This window comes from Thermopolyspora sp. NPDC052614, assembly GCF_040678635.1.
In the GTDB taxonomy this organism is placed as follows: domain Bacteria; phylum Actinomycetota; class Actinomycetes; order Streptosporangiales; family Streptosporangiaceae; genus Thermopolyspora.
The window spans coordinates 1-14,863 of the sequence record NZ_JBFATZ010000038.1; the positions used below are offsets into that span (position 1 = coordinate 1).

At 67.5% G+C, this 14,863-nt stretch carries 17 protein-coding genes and 1 riboswitch; of the genes, 5 read left to right on the top strand and 12 right to left on the bottom strand.

The features are described from left to right. Positions 1-505: 505 nt before the first annotated feature. Together AB0K60_RS37355 and AB0K60_RS37360 are read right to left on the bottom strand one after the other, a co-directional pair. Positions 506-1,144, bottom strand: a complete 639-nt coding sequence (locus AB0K60_RS37355) for a class I SAM-dependent methyltransferase (RefSeq protein ID WP_364066477.1) — start codon at positions 1,142-1,144, stop codon at positions 506-508. Between the two features lie 169 nt (positions 1,145-1,313). After that, on the bottom strand, positions 1,314-2,066 hold the full coding sequence (locus AB0K60_RS37360) for a maleylpyruvate isomerase family mycothiol-dependent enzyme (protein ID WP_364066480.1): 753 nt from the start codon (positions 2,064-2,066) through the stop codon (positions 1,314-1,316). Positions 2,067-2,401: 335 nt separating this feature from the next. Here AB0K60_RS37360 and AB0K60_RS37365 point away from each other — a divergent pair, with 335 nt between their 5' ends. Beyond that, on the top strand, positions 2,402-2,611 hold the full coding sequence (locus tag AB0K60_RS37365; RefSeq protein ID WP_364066483.1) for a S1 RNA-binding domain-containing protein: 210 nt from the start codon (positions 2,402-2,404) through the stop codon (positions 2,609-2,611). 106 nt (positions 2,612-2,717) lie between these two features. Here AB0K60_RS37365 and AB0K60_RS37370 read toward each other — a convergent pair whose 3' ends face one another. From AB0K60_RS37370 to AB0K60_RS37385, 4 genes are all read right to left on the bottom strand, one after another. After that, the gene (locus tag AB0K60_RS37370) at positions 2,718-3,089 is read right to left on the bottom strand and encodes a ClpX C4-type zinc finger protein (RefSeq protein ID WP_364066486.1); all 372 of its coding nucleotides are present in this window, start codon (positions 3,087-3,089) and stop codon (positions 2,718-2,720) included. Positions 3,090-3,404: 315 nt separating this feature from the next. Further along, a complete protein-coding gene (locus AB0K60_RS37375; protein WP_364066489.1) occupies positions 3,405-3,878 on the bottom strand; it encodes a PPOX class F420-dependent oxidoreductase in 474 nt (157 codons plus the stop codon). 69 nt (positions 3,879-3,947) lie between these two features. Continuing rightward, positions 3,948-4,682: an aminoglycoside 3'-phosphotransferase gene (locus tag AB0K60_RS37380; protein WP_364066491.1), complete on the bottom strand. Its 735-nt coding sequence runs from the start codon at positions 4,680-4,682 to the stop codon at positions 3,948-3,950. 277 nt (positions 4,683-4,959) lie between these two features. Then, entirely contained in the window at positions 4,960-5,556 is a 597-nt protein-coding gene (locus tag AB0K60_RS37385; RefSeq protein ID WP_364066493.1) for a TetR/AcrR family transcriptional regulator, read from the bottom strand. A gap of 74 nt (positions 5,557-5,630) precedes the next feature. Between AB0K60_RS37385 and AB0K60_RS37390 the strand changes: the two genes are divergently transcribed. After that, on the top strand, positions 5,631-6,464 hold the full coding sequence (locus tag AB0K60_RS37390) for an NAD(P)H-binding protein (RefSeq protein WP_364066496.1): 834 nt from the start codon (positions 5,631-5,633) through the stop codon (positions 6,462-6,464). A gap of 196 nt (positions 6,465-6,660) precedes the next feature. Here the strand turns inward: AB0K60_RS37390 and AB0K60_RS37395 are convergent, their stop codons facing one another. From AB0K60_RS37395 to AB0K60_RS37405, 3 genes are all read right to left on the bottom strand, one after another. Continuing rightward, positions 6,661-7,170, bottom strand: coding sequence for a DUF3293 domain-containing protein (locus AB0K60_RS37395; protein WP_364066498.1), 510 nt, complete (start codon positions 7,168-7,170; stop codon positions 6,661-6,663). A 51-nt stretch (positions 7,171-7,221) separates the two neighbouring features. Next, positions 7,222-7,333: riboswitch (SAM riboswitch) on the bottom strand. Positions 7,334-7,822: 489 nt separating this feature from the next. Continuing rightward, the gene (locus AB0K60_RS37400; protein ID WP_364066500.1) at positions 7,823-8,257 is read right to left on the bottom strand and encodes a hypothetical protein; all 435 of its coding nucleotides are present in this window, start codon (positions 8,255-8,257) and stop codon (positions 7,823-7,825) included. 242 nt (positions 8,258-8,499) lie between these two features. Beyond that, on the bottom strand, positions 8,500-9,633 hold the full coding sequence (locus AB0K60_RS37405) for a winged helix DNA-binding domain-containing protein (protein WP_364066502.1): 1,134 nt from the start codon (positions 9,631-9,633) through the stop codon (positions 8,500-8,502). 254 nt (positions 9,634-9,887) lie between these two features. Between AB0K60_RS37405 and AB0K60_RS37410 the strand changes: the two genes are divergently transcribed. Together AB0K60_RS37410 and AB0K60_RS37415 are read left to right on the top strand one after the other, a co-directional pair. Then, positions 9,888-10,490: a DUF6461 domain-containing protein gene (locus tag AB0K60_RS37410; RefSeq protein ID WP_364066504.1), complete on the top strand. Its 603-nt coding sequence runs from the start codon at positions 9,888-9,890 to the stop codon at positions 10,488-10,490. 104 nt (positions 10,491-10,594) lie between these two features. Further along, the gene (locus tag AB0K60_RS37415) at positions 10,595-11,107 is read left to right on the top strand and encodes a DUF2199 domain-containing protein (protein ID WP_364066506.1); all 513 of its coding nucleotides are present in this window, start codon (positions 10,595-10,597) and stop codon (positions 11,105-11,107) included. Positions 11,108-11,150: 43 nt separating this feature from the next. Here the strand turns inward: AB0K60_RS37415 and AB0K60_RS37420 are convergent, their stop codons facing one another. Beyond that, positions 11,151-11,327, bottom strand: a complete 177-nt coding sequence (locus tag AB0K60_RS37420; protein ID WP_364066509.1) for a hypothetical protein — start codon at positions 11,325-11,327, stop codon at positions 11,151-11,153. A gap of 90 nt (positions 11,328-11,417) precedes the next feature. Between AB0K60_RS37420 and AB0K60_RS37425 the strand changes: the two genes are divergently transcribed. After that, a complete protein-coding gene (locus AB0K60_RS37425) occupies positions 11,418-11,984 on the top strand; it encodes a methyltransferase domain-containing protein (RefSeq protein ID WP_364066512.1) in 567 nt (188 codons plus the stop codon). A 143-nt stretch (positions 11,985-12,127) separates the two neighbouring features. On the opposite strand, the gene AB0K60_RS37430 is transcribed toward AB0K60_RS37425, so the two are convergent. Continuing rightward, positions 12,128-12,625: a phosphotransferase gene (locus tag AB0K60_RS37430; protein WP_364066515.1), complete on the bottom strand. Its 498-nt coding sequence runs from the start codon at positions 12,623-12,625 to the stop codon at positions 12,128-12,130. Between the two features lie 1,351 nt (positions 12,626-13,976). Next, positions 13,977-14,450, bottom strand: a complete 474-nt coding sequence (locus tag AB0K60_RS37435; protein WP_364066518.1) for a transposase — start codon at positions 14,448-14,450, stop codon at positions 13,977-13,979. Positions 14,451-14,863 lie beyond the last annotated feature (413 nt).

Below are 14,863 nucleotides of genomic sequence, written 5' to 3' on the forward strand. Positions count from 1 at the left end.
CCCAGCAGCCAGTCGAACGACTCGGTCTGCAGGGCCAGAAGGCCGGGAACTTCAAGCGGCTCCTGGATACGCGCGAAAGACACGCGACGAGGACCGGCGGGTACGGCGGAGGCGTTGCGCGAGGCTGCCAACAGATGTCCTTCCGAGGGCTCGCGGACTGATCACACGCCCACCGGACGGCGGCACCACTTATGATTCAACGGAAAGCGGGACGTCGAGGGAGAGCGTGACAAGGCAGCATAGAGCAAAACACAGATACCTGTCCACACTCTACATTAATCGTCAACCTCGATCCCGTAGGAAGCATCGCACGTCCACGCGGCAGCCGTCAAGTTCCGCACAGGCTAAACCGGTGTTTCCGCGAATACGCAGGCCCCGCGACAGCTCCGCGAAACGCGGAGGCCACGATCACGCCGGCGCGAAGATCAGTCAAGCCAAGGAAGCCATCGGTCTGATGCCCAGCCTGACCCGGCCCGGCCGCGCCTCCTCCATCACCGCCACCCGATCACCGCCGCGTCGCCACCCCGATCACCCGGGGAGAACTGGGCGTGGTCCGGCCGTTGATCAGGAAGTCGAAGCGGCGGATGCGTTCGATGACGAATCCGGCCTCGCCGATGGCCCGCTCGATGTCGCGCGCCAGATGACAGCCCGCGCCCTGCAAGGGCCAGATCAGGTCCAACGCGCGCTGCGTCCGGGCGAACCCCGGCCGCCGCGAGCGTACGTGCTCATAGAAATGCAGCCGCCCGCCCGGCCGCAGCACGCGACCCGCCTCCGCCAGGGCGCGCGGCAGATCCCGCACCGAGCACAGCACCTGCGAGGCGACCACCACGTCAACCGAGCCGTCGGCCAGCGGCAGCCGCTCGGCGTAGCCCGCCCTCACCTCCACGGGGACGGGCGCGTCGGCGGCGGCCCGCTCGGCCAGCCGACGCAACTGAGGCTCGGGCTCGATGGCGATCACCTGCCGCACGGCGGGCGGATAGTGGCGGAAGTTGGCCCCATGCCCGGCCCCGATCTCAAGAACCCGGCCGCCGACCTCGGCGAGCAGCTCCCGCCGATGTTCGAGCCCGCCGTGGGCGTCCTCGTACTCGGCGGATCGCGGGTACAGCCGCGCGAATAGCGGATGAGCGCCCGTTGATCTGCCCACCATCACCCCCTGCGCACCCCCTGCGTCGTGACGGTGCCGAGCAGGCTCCCGACTCACCGGTGCCGCCGGTACGGTTCGGTCGGCATCGGAACCGCCGATATCACCGCAGACTCATACTAACCGGGCGTGATCCAGCCGGTGAGGAGGCGAGGCGCGACCACGATGGGGATCAGGACGCGTAGTTTCGCAGGACCCGCAGTGCCCTCGCGGCATCCGGACCTTCGGTCTTCAACGTCGAATCCTGCGCCGCGAGGCGTTGCGCGCCGATCCGGCAGAACTCCTCGGCCGACCCGCTGATCACCGAAGGCGCGTCGGGGTCGCCGAAGCGCCAGACGTCCCCGCTCGGGCCGACGAGTTCGCAGCGCACCGGTCCGGCCTCCTCGCCGGCCAGCGCGAACGCGTACGGCAGCGTCCGATGGCCCAGCCAGGCGATATGCCGCAGCCGATCGGTGGCGGGGTAGTCGAGGCCGAGCGGAGTGGCGATGTCGAGCGCGTGCGCCCAATGCTCGGCGAGCCGTGCCGTCGCGAATGTGCGCGGAGACAACGGCATCGCCGCCCAGCTCAACCGCTGTTTGGGCGGGCAGGCGCGCAGTCCGTCGAGCGCCGCCCGCCTGGCCCTCCGCCAGCGCTCCAGCACCTCGGCGGGCGGCACGCCGCGCTCGGCCGCGACCAGCCGGTCCACGGCCTCATCCACGGAGACCCCGTCCTCGCGGGCGAACGCCCCCGTGTCGCCGGCGATCGAGGCGATCGCGAGTTCCTCGGTCTGCGCCAGATGGAGCACGACATCGGAGACGGACCATCCCGCGGCGGCGGACTCCCGCGCCCACGCGTCCGGGCTCAGCCCGCTGAGAAGGAGATCGAGTTGGTCGCACTCGGCGGCGAGATCGTCAAAGATGTCTGTTTCCTGGCCCTGCACGGTCATGCTGCCAACGTACCGAACATTATTCTGTACGCCAATGGCCACCTCACGCTGTAAGGCATAGGTGTCGAGGGGATCGCTGCGAGGCGGCGCGGCGTGGAGTGATGAGCGGTCGGCGAGGCGACGCCACGGAGTCCGGCCCGGCCGGGCGATTTTGAGCGCAAACCGTGATCGCGCAATCCCGTCGCATTCGCTACTATTGCCTTATGACTGCCGGGTTGGCCATGGGCCGTACACAGAAAGCGCGCCCGGCCGCGGCTTGATCACCTCGCGGGCCAGAGGCCCGCCCCCGTTACGAGAAGCGCGTACAGCCACTCGTAACGGAAGGAGGTGAATACATGAGCTGGCAGGATTTCGTCGCCCGTCACCAGGTCGGTGACGTCATCGAGGGCGTGGTGACCAAGCAGGTGCCGTTCGGCTCGTTCGTCGAGTACGACGGCGTCACCGGTCTCGCGCACGAGCAGATCTGGCCCGTCGGAACCCGCGTCTCGGTCAAGATCCTCGCGATCGACCCTGAGAAGCAGCGGTTCAGCCTGGCCGCGGCCTGAGTAAAGCGCTGATCCGGGGAAAACCGACTTCCCCGGATCAGCGCCCATCGCGTCGCAGAAACGAATGGCAGATCGCGCGAGAGACGGGCTTCCGACGATGTCGGAATCACTCCTCGCCGGAGAAACGCTCCCAGGCGGACTGCCGGGTGATCCCGAGCGACTCACCGATCTTGGCCCAGGTGACGCCGCGCCGACGCAGTTCCTGCACCCACGAGCGCAGGTCGGCCTCCGCCTGGTCGATGTGCGCGGCCACGCGCGGGATGTGGCTGAGCATCTCCGCGTCCGTCAGCGAACTCCACATGGGCACGCGGGGCATGGCGGGGCCCGCGGAGCTTGACTCGATGATCGACGAGGCCAGGGCCACGCATTCGTCGCAGATGTACACACCGGCGCCGGCGACCAGCTTGTCGACCTCGGTTTCCGGCTTGGTGCAGAAGGAACACCGAGCGAGTTCGACCTGTGTGTCAGGCGATGTCACCGCACACTCCTCCCGTGTCAGGCTTTCCCTGACACCCTAGGCCGTCAGGAGTCCCCTGACAAGCAAGCCTGATCAGTGCGACGGAATCACTTCGAAAGCGCTGGTACGCCTGGCCGAGCCCGCCGTACCGACATCTCAGAACAACCCGGCGACGTGACGACCTTGAGAAACTCCGGCCCGGCCGACAACCAGCGGCCCAGCCCAGAGGTGCCCGAAAAGCACTGATCCGGGGGAAACCGACTCCCCCGGATCAGCCACTACCGATTATCACCGCCCCCGCCCGATGCGCACCACGATTGACGGCCCGCGAAAACGTCAGCCCGCGGAATCGGCCAGACGCGCAGGAAAACCGCCGGTGGCGATCGGACCCCAGCGCGTCGGCGTGATACGCAGCAAGGACTTGTCCTGGCGAACCATCGCGGCGCGATACTCGTCCCAGTCGGGATGCTCACCGGAGATGACCCGGAAGTACTCGACCAACGGCTCCAGCGCCTCGGGCATGTCCAGCACCTCGGCGGTGCCGTCGATCTGCACCCAGGGCCCGTTGAACTCGTCGGACAACACCACCACGCTCACCCTCGGCCTGCGCCGTGCGTTGCGGGCCTTGGCTCGTTCCGGGTACGTGGACACCACGATCCGGCCCTCCGCGTCGACACCGCAGGTGACCGGAGACGCCTGCGGGGCGCCGTCCTTCCGCTCAGTGATCACGATCGCCCGGTGACGAGGACGAACGAACTCCAGCAGGCGTTCACGGGTCACGATCTCGTTGGTCGCTATCTTCGGACTCATGCTGGCCAACACTAGTTGTCCAGCGCCGTGACCAGCGCTTTGCCCCCGCAGCCGAAGCACTGGGTGCGATCACGGACCCAGCGCCCACAGCAGCCGGTAGTAGCGAGTCCGAACCGGATCCGGCTCGACGCCGTAGGCCCGCAGCAGCGGCTCCTCCCAGCCCGGGCCATAGTTCCACTGCGTGCTCCACGTGGCGATCGCCAGATCGGCCCACCGATCGGCGACCCCGAGCGAGCCAAGATCCACGTGCCCGCAGCAGCGGCCGTCGGGCGTCAGCAGGGTGTTGGGCGCACAGGCGTCACCGTGGCAGACCACGAGCCGATCGACCGGCGGAACATCGGCGAGCACATCCAGCACCTGCTCCAGATCGGTCAGATCAGGATGGTCGGACCGCCAGGCGTCCGCGCGAATCAGCCCGGCCGACGCACGACGGCGAACGTCCGCCAGACGCTCGTCAACGGACCAGGTGAACGGGCACTCGACGACCGGCAGGGCATCGTGCAAGGCACGCAGACCCGACCCGATCGCGGCGACCGCCGTCGCGGGATCGCGCTTCCACCGATCCGCGACCGCGTTGTCGCCCGGCAACCCGGCGGTGACCAGCCAACCCCCGTCCTCGTCCGCACCAAGGTCAAGAACGCGAGGCACACGGGTGAACGCCCCCGCCCAGCGCAGCCGATCCGCCTCCGCCCGCAGGTCAATCCCGCTGCTCACCGGCGTCCACTTCACAAACCGCCGATCCGGGCCATCGCCCAGGCGAAAGGTCAGCCCACCGACCTCGTTCTCCCACACCGCCGACACCACACGACCCGCCGCCGCCCGCAGGACCGGCGCGGGTACCACGACATCCGACTCGGGCGGCCCGGCGATCACATCGCCAGCATGCCACACCACGCCCGCCGCGCCGCTCTGTGAACTGTTTCGACTTCGACTGCCGTACGGCGGCGAACCTCCGGTGCGGGACACCGGCCCGGCCTTCGCCTCCGGCCCACCGAGCCGCCACTCTGGGCGGTCGGCCCGAAATCACGCGGCCGACCCACGGGGGCTGGACACACTTCGATCGACGAATGCGATGTCGATCTCAGGCGGCTTCGAGGGAGTCGAGCCAGGCGAGCAGGCGGGCGCCCTCGCGGTCCATGACCCGCGGGTCGCGCAAGGCGTTGGCCAGCAGTGACATGCCCTGATAGGCGGCCACCAGCGTCAGGGCGAGGCCGTCGGGTTCCGGCTGGCCCAGTTCGCGGAACTGCTGCTCCACCCAGTCGAGCAGCAGCCGGATGACCTTGCCCGCCTCGACGTCCAGGCCGCCCTCGTCGCGTTTGTCGAGTTCGCTGGCGAGCGTGCCGGTCGGGCAGCCGTAGCGTGCGGCCATGTCGCGCTGGCTCACCCACGTCTCGACCAGGCCCTTGAGCCGTTCGCGCGGATCGGGGAGCCGGTCCAGGCGGCCGGTGAGCAGCTCCAGCCGCCGGGCGTGCTCGGACAGCGCGGCGGCGACGAGCTCGTCCTTGGTCTTGAAGTAGTAGTACACGTTGCCGGCCGGGACATCGGCCGCGTGTGCGATGTCGGCGATCGTGGTGCGCTCGACCCCCTGCCGGTGGACGACCTCGGCGGCGGCCGCCATGAGCCGCTGCCGTTTGGCGCCGGCCGTCCGGGCTCGGGCGGACGATTTCAAGTCAGTCACCTGACTAACTATAGGCCGAGACGTGTTACAGTCCTTCTAAGTCAGTCAACTAACTAACTTGGAGGGACGCCCCCGTGATCACCGTTACCGGCGCCACCGGAAACGTCGGCCGTACCCTGGTCCGCATTCTCACCGAGCAGGGCCATGAGGTGACCGCCGTCTCCCGCCGCATCACCCCGTCCGACGTCCCGTACGGCGTCCGCACGGTCGCCGCGGATCTCGCACAGCCGCCCACCGGCCTGCCGCCCGCGGCGGACGCCGTGTTCCTCCTGATCGGCGGAGACCTGATGATGGCCGACGACCCCACCCAGGTCATCGCCCCGTTCGCCGACGCCGGCAAGATCGTCCTGCTCTCCTCCCAGGGCGTGGCCACCCGCCCGCACTCGGAGTCACACGGCCGCGCCTTCGCCGCCTTCGAACAGGCCGTCATGGAATCGGGAGCCGAGTGGACCATCCTGCGCCCCGGCGGCTTCGCCTCCAACGCCTACGCCTGGGCCCCCTCCATCAAGGCCACCCGCACCGTCGCCGCCCCCTTCGGCGACGTCGGCCTCCCGGTCATCGACCCCGACGACATCGCCGCCGTGGCCGCCATCACCCTCACCCGGCCCGGCCACACAAAAGCGATCTACGAATTGACCGGCCCCGAGCCGACCACCCCACGCGGGCGCACCGCCGCCATCGCCGCCGCCATCGGGGAGCCCATCACCTTCATCGAGCAGACCCGGCAGGAGGCCCGCGCCCAGATGCTCACCTTCATGCCGCCCCCGGTGGCCGACACCACCCTTGACATCCTCGGCACCCCGACCGCCCGCGAACAGTCCGTCAGCCCGGACGCCGAACGAATCCTCGGCCGCCCCCCGGGCACCTTCGCCGACTGGGCCCGGCGCAACGCCGCGGCCTTCCGCTGACTCCGCCGCACCCCCGTAAGACGGCCCACCGGTACATGCACCCGGGGTCCTCGGCCGTTCAGCCGCCGTGCCCGGCACGCCGATGGGCCGTCGGCGGCGAGATGGAAACCGTATCGCCGATCAGGACACGAAGCCCCCGTGCCGACGTGCCCGGCCGCGGCAGTGCCCGCGCGGCGACCGCGAGATGCGGCCCCGGTCAGGCCACCCGCCGCACGGCGCGGGCAACGCCCTTCTCCACATCGCCGCACGGCAACCGGTCCGCGACCCAGCCGTGGCTCTCCGCACGGTCATCGAGGCAGGACAACAGCCGCCACCTGCCCGGCTCCCAGGCGAAAATCGCATCCTGCCCGTAGCGCCACCCCAGAATGCGCGCCGCATCGTCGTCGAGCCCGACGATCGCGACGCTGGCCTCGACATGCAGGCGCCGCTCGTCCCCGCCCTCGGCCGGCCACCAGGTCAGCCCCCGCCCGCTCACCTCGGCCACCAGCATCGCCTGAGCACGGGCATTGGCCGCCGCCGAGACCGTACGGCCGCCCGGATTGCAGGCGGTCACGATGTGCACCGTCCACCCACGCGGATCGGGAAACTCCCCAATGGTCACGGCATCCGGCCGGGCCCGTACGGCGAGCACACCGTGGGCGGTGCGGAGCCGTACGACCGCCTGGCGATAGTGCGTCCAGCCGACGACGAGGGCGGGCGAAGTCATGACAGGGCGTCCCTCCGGGATCCGTGGACCCCGGTAGCGCACCGCCCCGGTGATCCGCTCGTTTCCCCGCGCACCCCGCGCGGGGCAGGTCCTCACCCGGGGCACCCGCAGCGGAGCGGGATGCCGTCCAGCAAGCCGGGGCTGAACGCTGGAACTCGTGACCCAGCCGGAAGCTAGCACCCAGAATGCAACCGGCGCAATGTGACTTTCCCGGCGATGCGATCGGTACGGAAGACTCTCGTCAATCTCGCCTCCCCGATCATCGCCTACGTCGACGACGACCGGCCGATCCTGGCCTCGTCGCAACCTTCCCTATTCCCCCACGATAAGGAGCATCCAGCTCAACGCCGCTTCGCGGTCGTCACCCGGAATCTCCCGGTTCACATAAGCCGCCGGCACGAACGGCCACGACCGCCAGCCGCGCACCGGACGGATCGCCCAGACATCGTTCTCACGACGCAGCGTCCACCCCTGGCCTGTGTCACGAGGAAGCGGCGGCGCGGACTTGACCAGCCGGGGCACTGCGGCAAGGCGCCTGAAGAGCCCTCGCCACCTGCCGGGCTCGCCCGGCACTTCGGCCGGCTGCTCGGCGTAGCGCCGTGGCCTGGAGGGACGCAGTGCCCAACCGATCAGGTGAGCCGCCTGACGAGCTTTAGCGACACTCACGCTTGCTCACCACCCGCTCGTAACTGGAGTCGCTGAACTCGAACTCCTTGCCGTGCAGCAGTCCGATCACGTACGCACCTACTCGCCACAGGCCAGGTTCGCATGGGGCCAGGACCTGGACAATGAGCGGATCCCCTTCGTCGCCAGGGATGGCGGTCTCCCGTACCGACGCTTGCTCATCCCATCTTCCCTCGCTCGTACGACGCTCCAGCGTGAGCGTCAGATAGTGCCGAGACGGAGGGATATCGCAGACCACGCCGACCTGCCCGAGGATGCTGGTGCCCGTCACGCGTGGTTTACCACCAAGGGCGAAGCCGAGGTCACGCGACTTGCCGCTCGCTACCGGATAACAACTGACAGTTGCCATAGCCGGCAACAGAGCAGCAGAAACGTAGGCCATGCTGCCCATCTTCGTCGGCATCCCACTCCCACCACACAGCCGTGCACTGACAGCTATCAATGCTCGCTGGTTGTAATGATGGCTGATGGGGCGGTCATGAGCGGCCAATTTCATGTTTCATGCGGGTGGAGCGCCGACCAGGCAACTGGCGCTGATTAGCACAGCGGGGGCGAGCAGCAGGCCGAGCTCCTCCCCGGAAACCCCGCCAGCGTTGTCCTGGTGTCCCGGCCCCGGCGATTAGCACCGCCTGGGCCGCCCGCAATCTAATCGGCGAGGATTCGCACCTCAGCACCCGGCAGGGCTGACCACCAATGCTTGTAACGGCGGTAGACCTCGGGCTCCCGGTCGGCGAGCAGCGCCATGAGCGCCCGCGCCTCGTCGGCCAGCTCGTCCCACGTCTCGCGGGGCAGCGGGTGGAACGCGGTGGTCTCGATTCCTTCCTCGACCCGCCGCCACACGCCTGCGACCTGCCCGTCGACCAGCAGCGTCGGCAGAACGTCGCCGTTGACCCGGGTCACGAGCTTGCGATAGCCCGGCGGGATGACCCGGCTGCGGTCGGCGTAGGCCAGCAGCACGTTGTCCCACATGGGCAGCAGCCGCGGCGGCGCCGGTGTGTCGGCAGCCGGACGCGGCGCCCCGGGCAGGTCGAACAACTCCGTGCCGTCGGGCCCGGTCAACCGTTCGAGCCCTCCGGCCAGGTCGTTCAGCGCGCCGCGGACCCTGGACCGCGTCACCAGGGCGAACTGCGCGACATCGGCCACCGACGCCGGGCCGTACGCCTCCAAATAACGCAGAACCAGCGTCCGCAGGGCTTGATCGGCCGCTTCCCCCACCGTCGGCGGAATCCCCGCCGCGATGTAGGCGGGCCGCTCACCGAACGACCATGGCCCACCGGTAACGGCATGCAGCAGCGGCGCGTACGACCGCACAGCCCACCACACGCCCTTCGGCGGAACACCGAGCCGCGCCTCGATCCAGGCCATCATCTCGGCGTTGGACCGGGGCTCCGCCGCGAACCCCAGCAACTCGCCGATCAGCCCGTCAGCGTCCGCCGCCGTGATCCCGCTGCTGGTGAAGCGCCGGTCGCCAAGCCTGGCGGCGCGCAACGAGGGCTGCATCGCCTCGTGAAAGTGCGGATAGTCCTCCGCATGAACCGCATGCAGCGTGATCCGCAAGAGCGTCGCCTTGACGACCTTCCGGTTGGCGAACGCCGCGTCCAAATCCGCCGGATCGAACCCGGCGACCCTGTTCCATAAGGCCAGGTACGGCGAGGCCGCGTGCTGCGCCTGAACCGCGACCAGACGACGTACGGCCTCGGCGACATCCAGGGCCTGCCGCCCCAGCAGCAGTTGCCGAGCGAGCGTGGCCCGGTTGAGCTCCCGCGCGGTAAGCCGCATGCGTCAGTCCTCGTCGGCCGGCAGGGTCGGGTGATCGCTCGTGAGCGAGACGCCAACGGCGAACCCGTAGGTCATCTCACCAAAGGTAGGCCAGAACGTCGCGCCCAGCCGGAGACTAACCACGATTCATCCACCTGGAGACATCCCGGACGCATTGCGCACCACAGCCCTTTCCTCTAAAAGATCAAACCAGGCACCCCAACCACCATCCAGGAGGGTCGTCTCGTAAGCCGCCCCTCCGCCGAGAGGCAGCCATGCGATCACCGTCCTACTTGTACGAGCTGCTCGAATCGACGATCTTCACCGAAGGGCTCGACGACTCTGACCTGTGGATGCTCTTCTTCAGCGCCCTATGGATAAGGGGCGCGAGCCTTGAGGAACTCACCAAGGACTTCCACCTGGATCCGACCACCCGCACTCCGTGCTACCTGAGCGAGATCCTCGACCACAACATCGACGACGGCTCCGACTGGGTGGCCGAGGTCAACGGCTGGATCGCCATCGTGCCGGGACACGGCGACGGCGAGCGCCTGCGCGCCCTCAGCGAAGGCGGCCGCGAGGCACTCGGCTTCCGCATGGACATGAGCGGCAACGCCTACCTGGAGTACGCCCGCGACGGCCGCATGATCGTCTCCTTCGACCCGATGGCCCCTGACGAGCGATACGGCGACGACCCGCACGCCCTCGACCACCTGATGAACGGCCTACGCTTCGAGATCACCGTCGACGTCGACGACCCCGTGGAGGTGTCGGAAAGCCTCAGCTCGGCCTTGGAACTGATCGGACGCTTCACCGAAACCGACATCGCCACCGACTGGTTCCAGGCCCGCCACTCACGCTTCAGACCCACATCCTGACCCGCTCGGCCCACATCACGACTCGGCCTTCGAACCGGCCGCGGCACGACGGAGGAGCTGCCGCCCGATTGCCTCTTCCATGATCGCCTCGGTACTTTCGACCGGTGAAGAATGATCTCGGGTTCACGTGTACGTGCTGCGGAGAGCGGCACGAAGGTTTGCCCTTGCACTACTCGACGGACGCGCCGGTCTACTGGACACCCGAGATGGCCGAAGACCCGGACTCCGCGCTGACCTCAGACCAGTGCGTGATCAAAGGTCAGGCGTTTTTCCTGCGCGGGCTGATCGAGATCCCCGTGATCGACCACGACGAGGAGTTCAGCTGGGGCGTCTGGGTCTCACTCAGCCCCGAGAAGTTCGCCCGCGCCGCAAAGCTGTGGGACACCCCGGGCAGAGAGAACGAGCCACCCTATTTCGGCTGGCTGTCCACTGAACTGCCCCTCTACTCACCATCGACGATCAATCTCAAAACCAACCTGCACACCCGCGCGATCGGGCTACGCCCGCTCATCGAACTGGAGCCGACCGACCACCCACTGGCCGTCGAGCAGCGGAACGGAATCACCCTGGCCCGAGCGCAACAGATCGCCGAGACCCTCCTGCACGCGGGACAATAGGCCGCACAAGCCGTCCATCGAGGCTGCGCTTGGCCGGGCTCGATTACGGGCCCAGAGTCCACATCAGCCGGTAGTAGTGCGTCCGTACCGGATCCGGCTCGACGCCGTAGGCCCGCAGCAGCGGCTCCTCCCAGCCCGGGCCATAGTTCGTCGAGCCCGACGATCGCAACGCTGGCCTCGACATGCCGGCGATGCTCATCGCCCGGACATTCCCGCCCATCAGCAAGGACTCCTGGCCGCCCCCGTGGCACGGGTAAAATTCCAACACGATCCGACGTTCGTCGCGCCCGGTCTCACTACGCTGGCCGCAGTGACCGCCCACACCAATGACGCAGAAGCCCAGGCCATCGCGCGAATGCGGGAGGCTCTGATTGAGCAGATCCGCGCACTCGGCAAACTCCGCACCCCCGAGGTCGAAGCGGCCTTTCGTACGGTGCCGCGCCACATTTTCCTGCCCGGCGTAGACCTGGCGACCGCCTACGCCCGACAAGTCGTCGTCACCAAACGCGCCGACGACGGCACCGCTTTGTCATCCGCTCCCTCGCCCGACATGGTCGCCGCCATGCTGGAGCAACTCCAGGTACGCCCCGGCCAGCGTGTCCTGGAAATCGGTATGGCCACCGGCATCAACGCCGCCCTCTTAGCCGAGCTGGTCGGCCCGGCCGGTCACGTCGTCACCGTCGAGATCGACGACGATCTGGCCGCCGGCGCCCGGAGCTCTTTGGCCGCAGCCGGGTACGACCAGGTCGAGGTCATCTGCGCGGACGGCGCCGCAGGAAGTCCAGCGCACGCACCATTCGACCAGATCATCTGCACCGCCGGGGCCTGGGACATCCCCGCTGCCTGGTGGCAGCAACTGGCCAAAGGTTCTATGTAGGTCAACACTGCTTGGGTCGGGTCGGTTCTTGCGTTCGGTAGATGGCGTCCGTGCGGAGATGGTGGGTGACTGTCCCCCATGGGTGGTGCGTACTTGCGGTAGCAGGACTCGCGTGGTAATCGCGCGCGTAGATAGATAACGCCTCAGCCGTGGGCGAGGCAGGTTGGTGTCCTCATGCCTCCACTACGCGAACCGCACCACAACATGCTCGCCTTCGAATACCGCATCGACCCACGTGCCTGCCGCAACGTTCGTCGGGCGTCAGCAGGGTGTTGGGCGCGCAGGCCCGACCCGATCGCGGCGACCGCCGTCGCGGGATCGCTCTTCCACCGGTCGGCGACCGCGTCATCGCCCGGCAACCCGGCGGTGACCAGCCAACAGCCGTCCTCGTCCGCACCGAGGTCGAGAACGCGGGGCACGCGGATAAAGTCCGCCGCCCAGCGCAGCCGGTCCGCCTCGGCCCGCAGGTCGATCCCGCTGCTCACCGGCGTCCACTTCACAAACCGCCGATCCGGACCGTCGCCCAGGCGGAAGGTCAGCCCGCCGACCTCGTTTTCCCCCACTGTCCACGTACGACCCGTCGCCGCCCGCAGGACCGGCGCGGGTACCACGACGTCCGACTCGGGCGGCCCGGCGATCACATCGCCAGCATGCCACACCACGGTCCGTGTCCAGCCGCGAGCCTGGTACGCGGGGCGAGGACACTGTTACCGGTGTGGTCGCCTGGCCTTCCTGCGCTCCAGGTCTAGGCGCGCCTGCTCACTCGCCCACTGATCCACGGTCGAAAGTCGCCAGAAATTCCTACGCTGTTGGCATGCTTCGGGTGCCGGGAATGGATGCTCTTTGGGGCCACCGCGGGAGATCCAGGCCCGCACGGTGCCCACCTCCACGCCGGCAAGCCGCGCCGCCTCCTGCGCCGTGATCCAACCGTCGTTCGGGTTGAGGCCCGGCAGGACACCGCTACTTACCTCTAGCAGTTCCCCTCCGACCAACTGCCCGGCTGCCGTATGGAGAAGTGTCGCGAGGGCGAGAGCATCGGCATGCGTAAGATCCAAACGGATGACAGGTTGGATGATCTCTGACGATAGAGGCTGTATCGACAAGGACCTGATGCGAACGTCCCACTTTCGTCCTGTCAAGGCCGCATAGCGATTGAATGCTCTACGGAGTTCCTGGCTGAGAGCTGAGCTCGATTGGTGAGAATCAGGCACAACGTCAACGTTGCAATTTCTGGGCCAGCTGCGCAACCCTTACGACAAGGACTGCAGGTAAAGGACCGGACCAGAGCGCGTTGCTACGGTCGGGATGAGTTTGGTTGCTGTTTGTAACCGAAAAAGAGTCGGTTTCTGCTAGTGCTTCCGCATGGAACAGGCCAGTATTGCTCCTGAGCGTCGAGTCGCTGGCCTGTCCGCGAAGTGGGCGGACGCCAGCGGCTCCCTGGTTGCAGCCAGGAAGCCGCCGATAGTTGCGTCTGATCCTCACCGAAAGGACGGTAAGAACCCTCATGACTCTACGGCGAAAATCCCCAGAGGGGAACAGATCCATCGCAAGGGGCCGAGGGGATGTACCAGGGAACCCGGGCGGTCACGGTCCCTTGCTCTCCCTGCAGGCGTTTGTCGTCCTTACGACCGCCTTCTTTGTGGGAATACTGGCGGGTTCGTTGGCCTTCGAGGCCCACCGCAACCTTCCTCTTGCCGCTCTTGTTGGCGGCGGTGCATTCGGGGCTGCTGTGACGCTCATCAGGCGCCTTCTCGCCTGATCTAGGCCTGGGTCTTCGTGAAGATCTGATCCAAGTCATCCCTGAGATGGTCGCCGAGTCCTCATGCCGACCGATGAGGGGGTAGGAGCCAGATCATCCTGCTCCTGCCTCCTCATCCGCACCCCGGCGTTGGGATCGTCTCGTCGTTCGTTGAGTATGAACGTCCGATGGCACAGACGAACAAGTGACGGCGGCCATGAGAAGCTGGCTCTGGCGCAGATCATGTGACATCCTCACGTAGGGTCACCGCCGAAGGTCACAGAGGATGAGCTTCCGGAGAAGGTCGAGTTGGCCCGCCCATATCGGCTTCGTTTAAGCGCCTTGACCCTCGTTACGTTGCCCTCGACGGCACCCGAGGAGTAGGGCAGAGTCAAGCCATTGATGACGGCGTCCAGGTCGCGTTCGATCCCGCGGGCGAAGGAGCGCAGCGGCGGAATGTCCGCGGCGTGTACGGTGGCCAGCCACGTCTTCAGGGCGGACGCTCCGGTGCGCTTCATCGTCATCTCGGCGAACGTGGGCACGTGCTGTGCCAGGTCGGCCAGTCCGGGGCTGCGCTCCAGGAGAGCCTTGAACTGGACTTTGTCGTCACTGGAGAGATGGCTGGGGTGGCTGGTGACCCAACGGGTGACCTGGCCGACGGTGAGCGGGGTTGGCGGCGGCTCGAACTTGGAACTGATCGGACGCGTCACCGAAACCGGCATCGCCATCGACTGGTTCCAGGCCCGCCACTCACGCTTTAGACACACATCCTGACCCGCTCGGCCATATCGCGACTCGGCCTTCAAACCGGCGGGGCGCGTAGCGCCGTGCTCTGGAGGATGAGGCAGTGCCCAAGCGATCAGATGCCTGACGAGCACTAGCGACACTCACGGTTGCTCACCACCCGCTCGTAACTGGAATCGCTGAACTCGAACTCCGTCATGCAGCAGTGTGATCACGTACGCACCTACCCGCCGCAGGCCAGGCAGCATGCAGCCGCGCACCGACAGCTATCGATGCTTGCTGCTGATGATGCGGTCAAGAGTCAGGGCTCCGGCGTAGTCGCAGTTTGAGGCCTGATGTCCGGATCTTGTGAGGCGGCGGCCGGAATACGCGAGCAGGCACGACCTTCGCGATCATG

What these genes read in the sequence shown, in the direction of transcription:
- AB0K60_RS37360 (WP_364066480.1), bottom strand. Translation starts at nt 2,066, where the DNA reads ATGACCGTGCAGGGCCAGGAAACAGACATCTTTGACGATCTCGCCGCC.
- AB0K60_RS37365 (WP_364066483.1), top strand. Translation starts at nt 2,402, where the DNA reads ATGAGCTGGCAGGATTTCGTCGCCCGTCACCAGGTCGGTGACGTCATC.
- AB0K60_RS37375 (WP_364066489.1), bottom strand. Translation starts at nt 3,878, where the DNA reads ATGAGTCCGAAGATAGCGACCAACGAGATCGTGACCCGTGAACGCCTG.
- AB0K60_RS37395 (WP_364066498.1), bottom strand. Translation starts at nt 7,170, where the DNA reads ATGACTTCGCCCGCCCTCGTCGTCGGCTGGACGCACTATCGCCAGGCG.
- AB0K60_RS37400 (WP_364066500.1), bottom strand. Translation starts at nt 8,257, where the DNA reads ATGCCGACGAAGATGGGCAGCATGGCCTACGTTTCTGCTGCTCTGTTG.
- AB0K60_RS37405 (WP_364066502.1), bottom strand. Translation starts at nt 9,633, where the DNA reads ATGCGGCTTACCGCGCGGGAGCTCAACCGGGCCACGCTCGCTCGGCAA.
- AB0K60_RS37410 (WP_364066504.1), top strand. Translation starts at nt 9,888, where the DNA reads ATGCGATCACCGTCCTACTTGTACGAGCTGCTCGAATCGACGATCTTC.
- AB0K60_RS37420 (WP_364066509.1), bottom strand. Translation starts at nt 11,327, where the DNA reads ATGGGCGGGAATGTCCGGGCGATGAGCATCGCCGGCATGTCGAGGCCA.
- AB0K60_RS37435 (WP_364066518.1), bottom strand. Translation starts at nt 14,450, where the DNA reads ATGGCGATGCCGGTTTCGGTGACGCGTCCGATCAGTTCCAAGTTCGAG.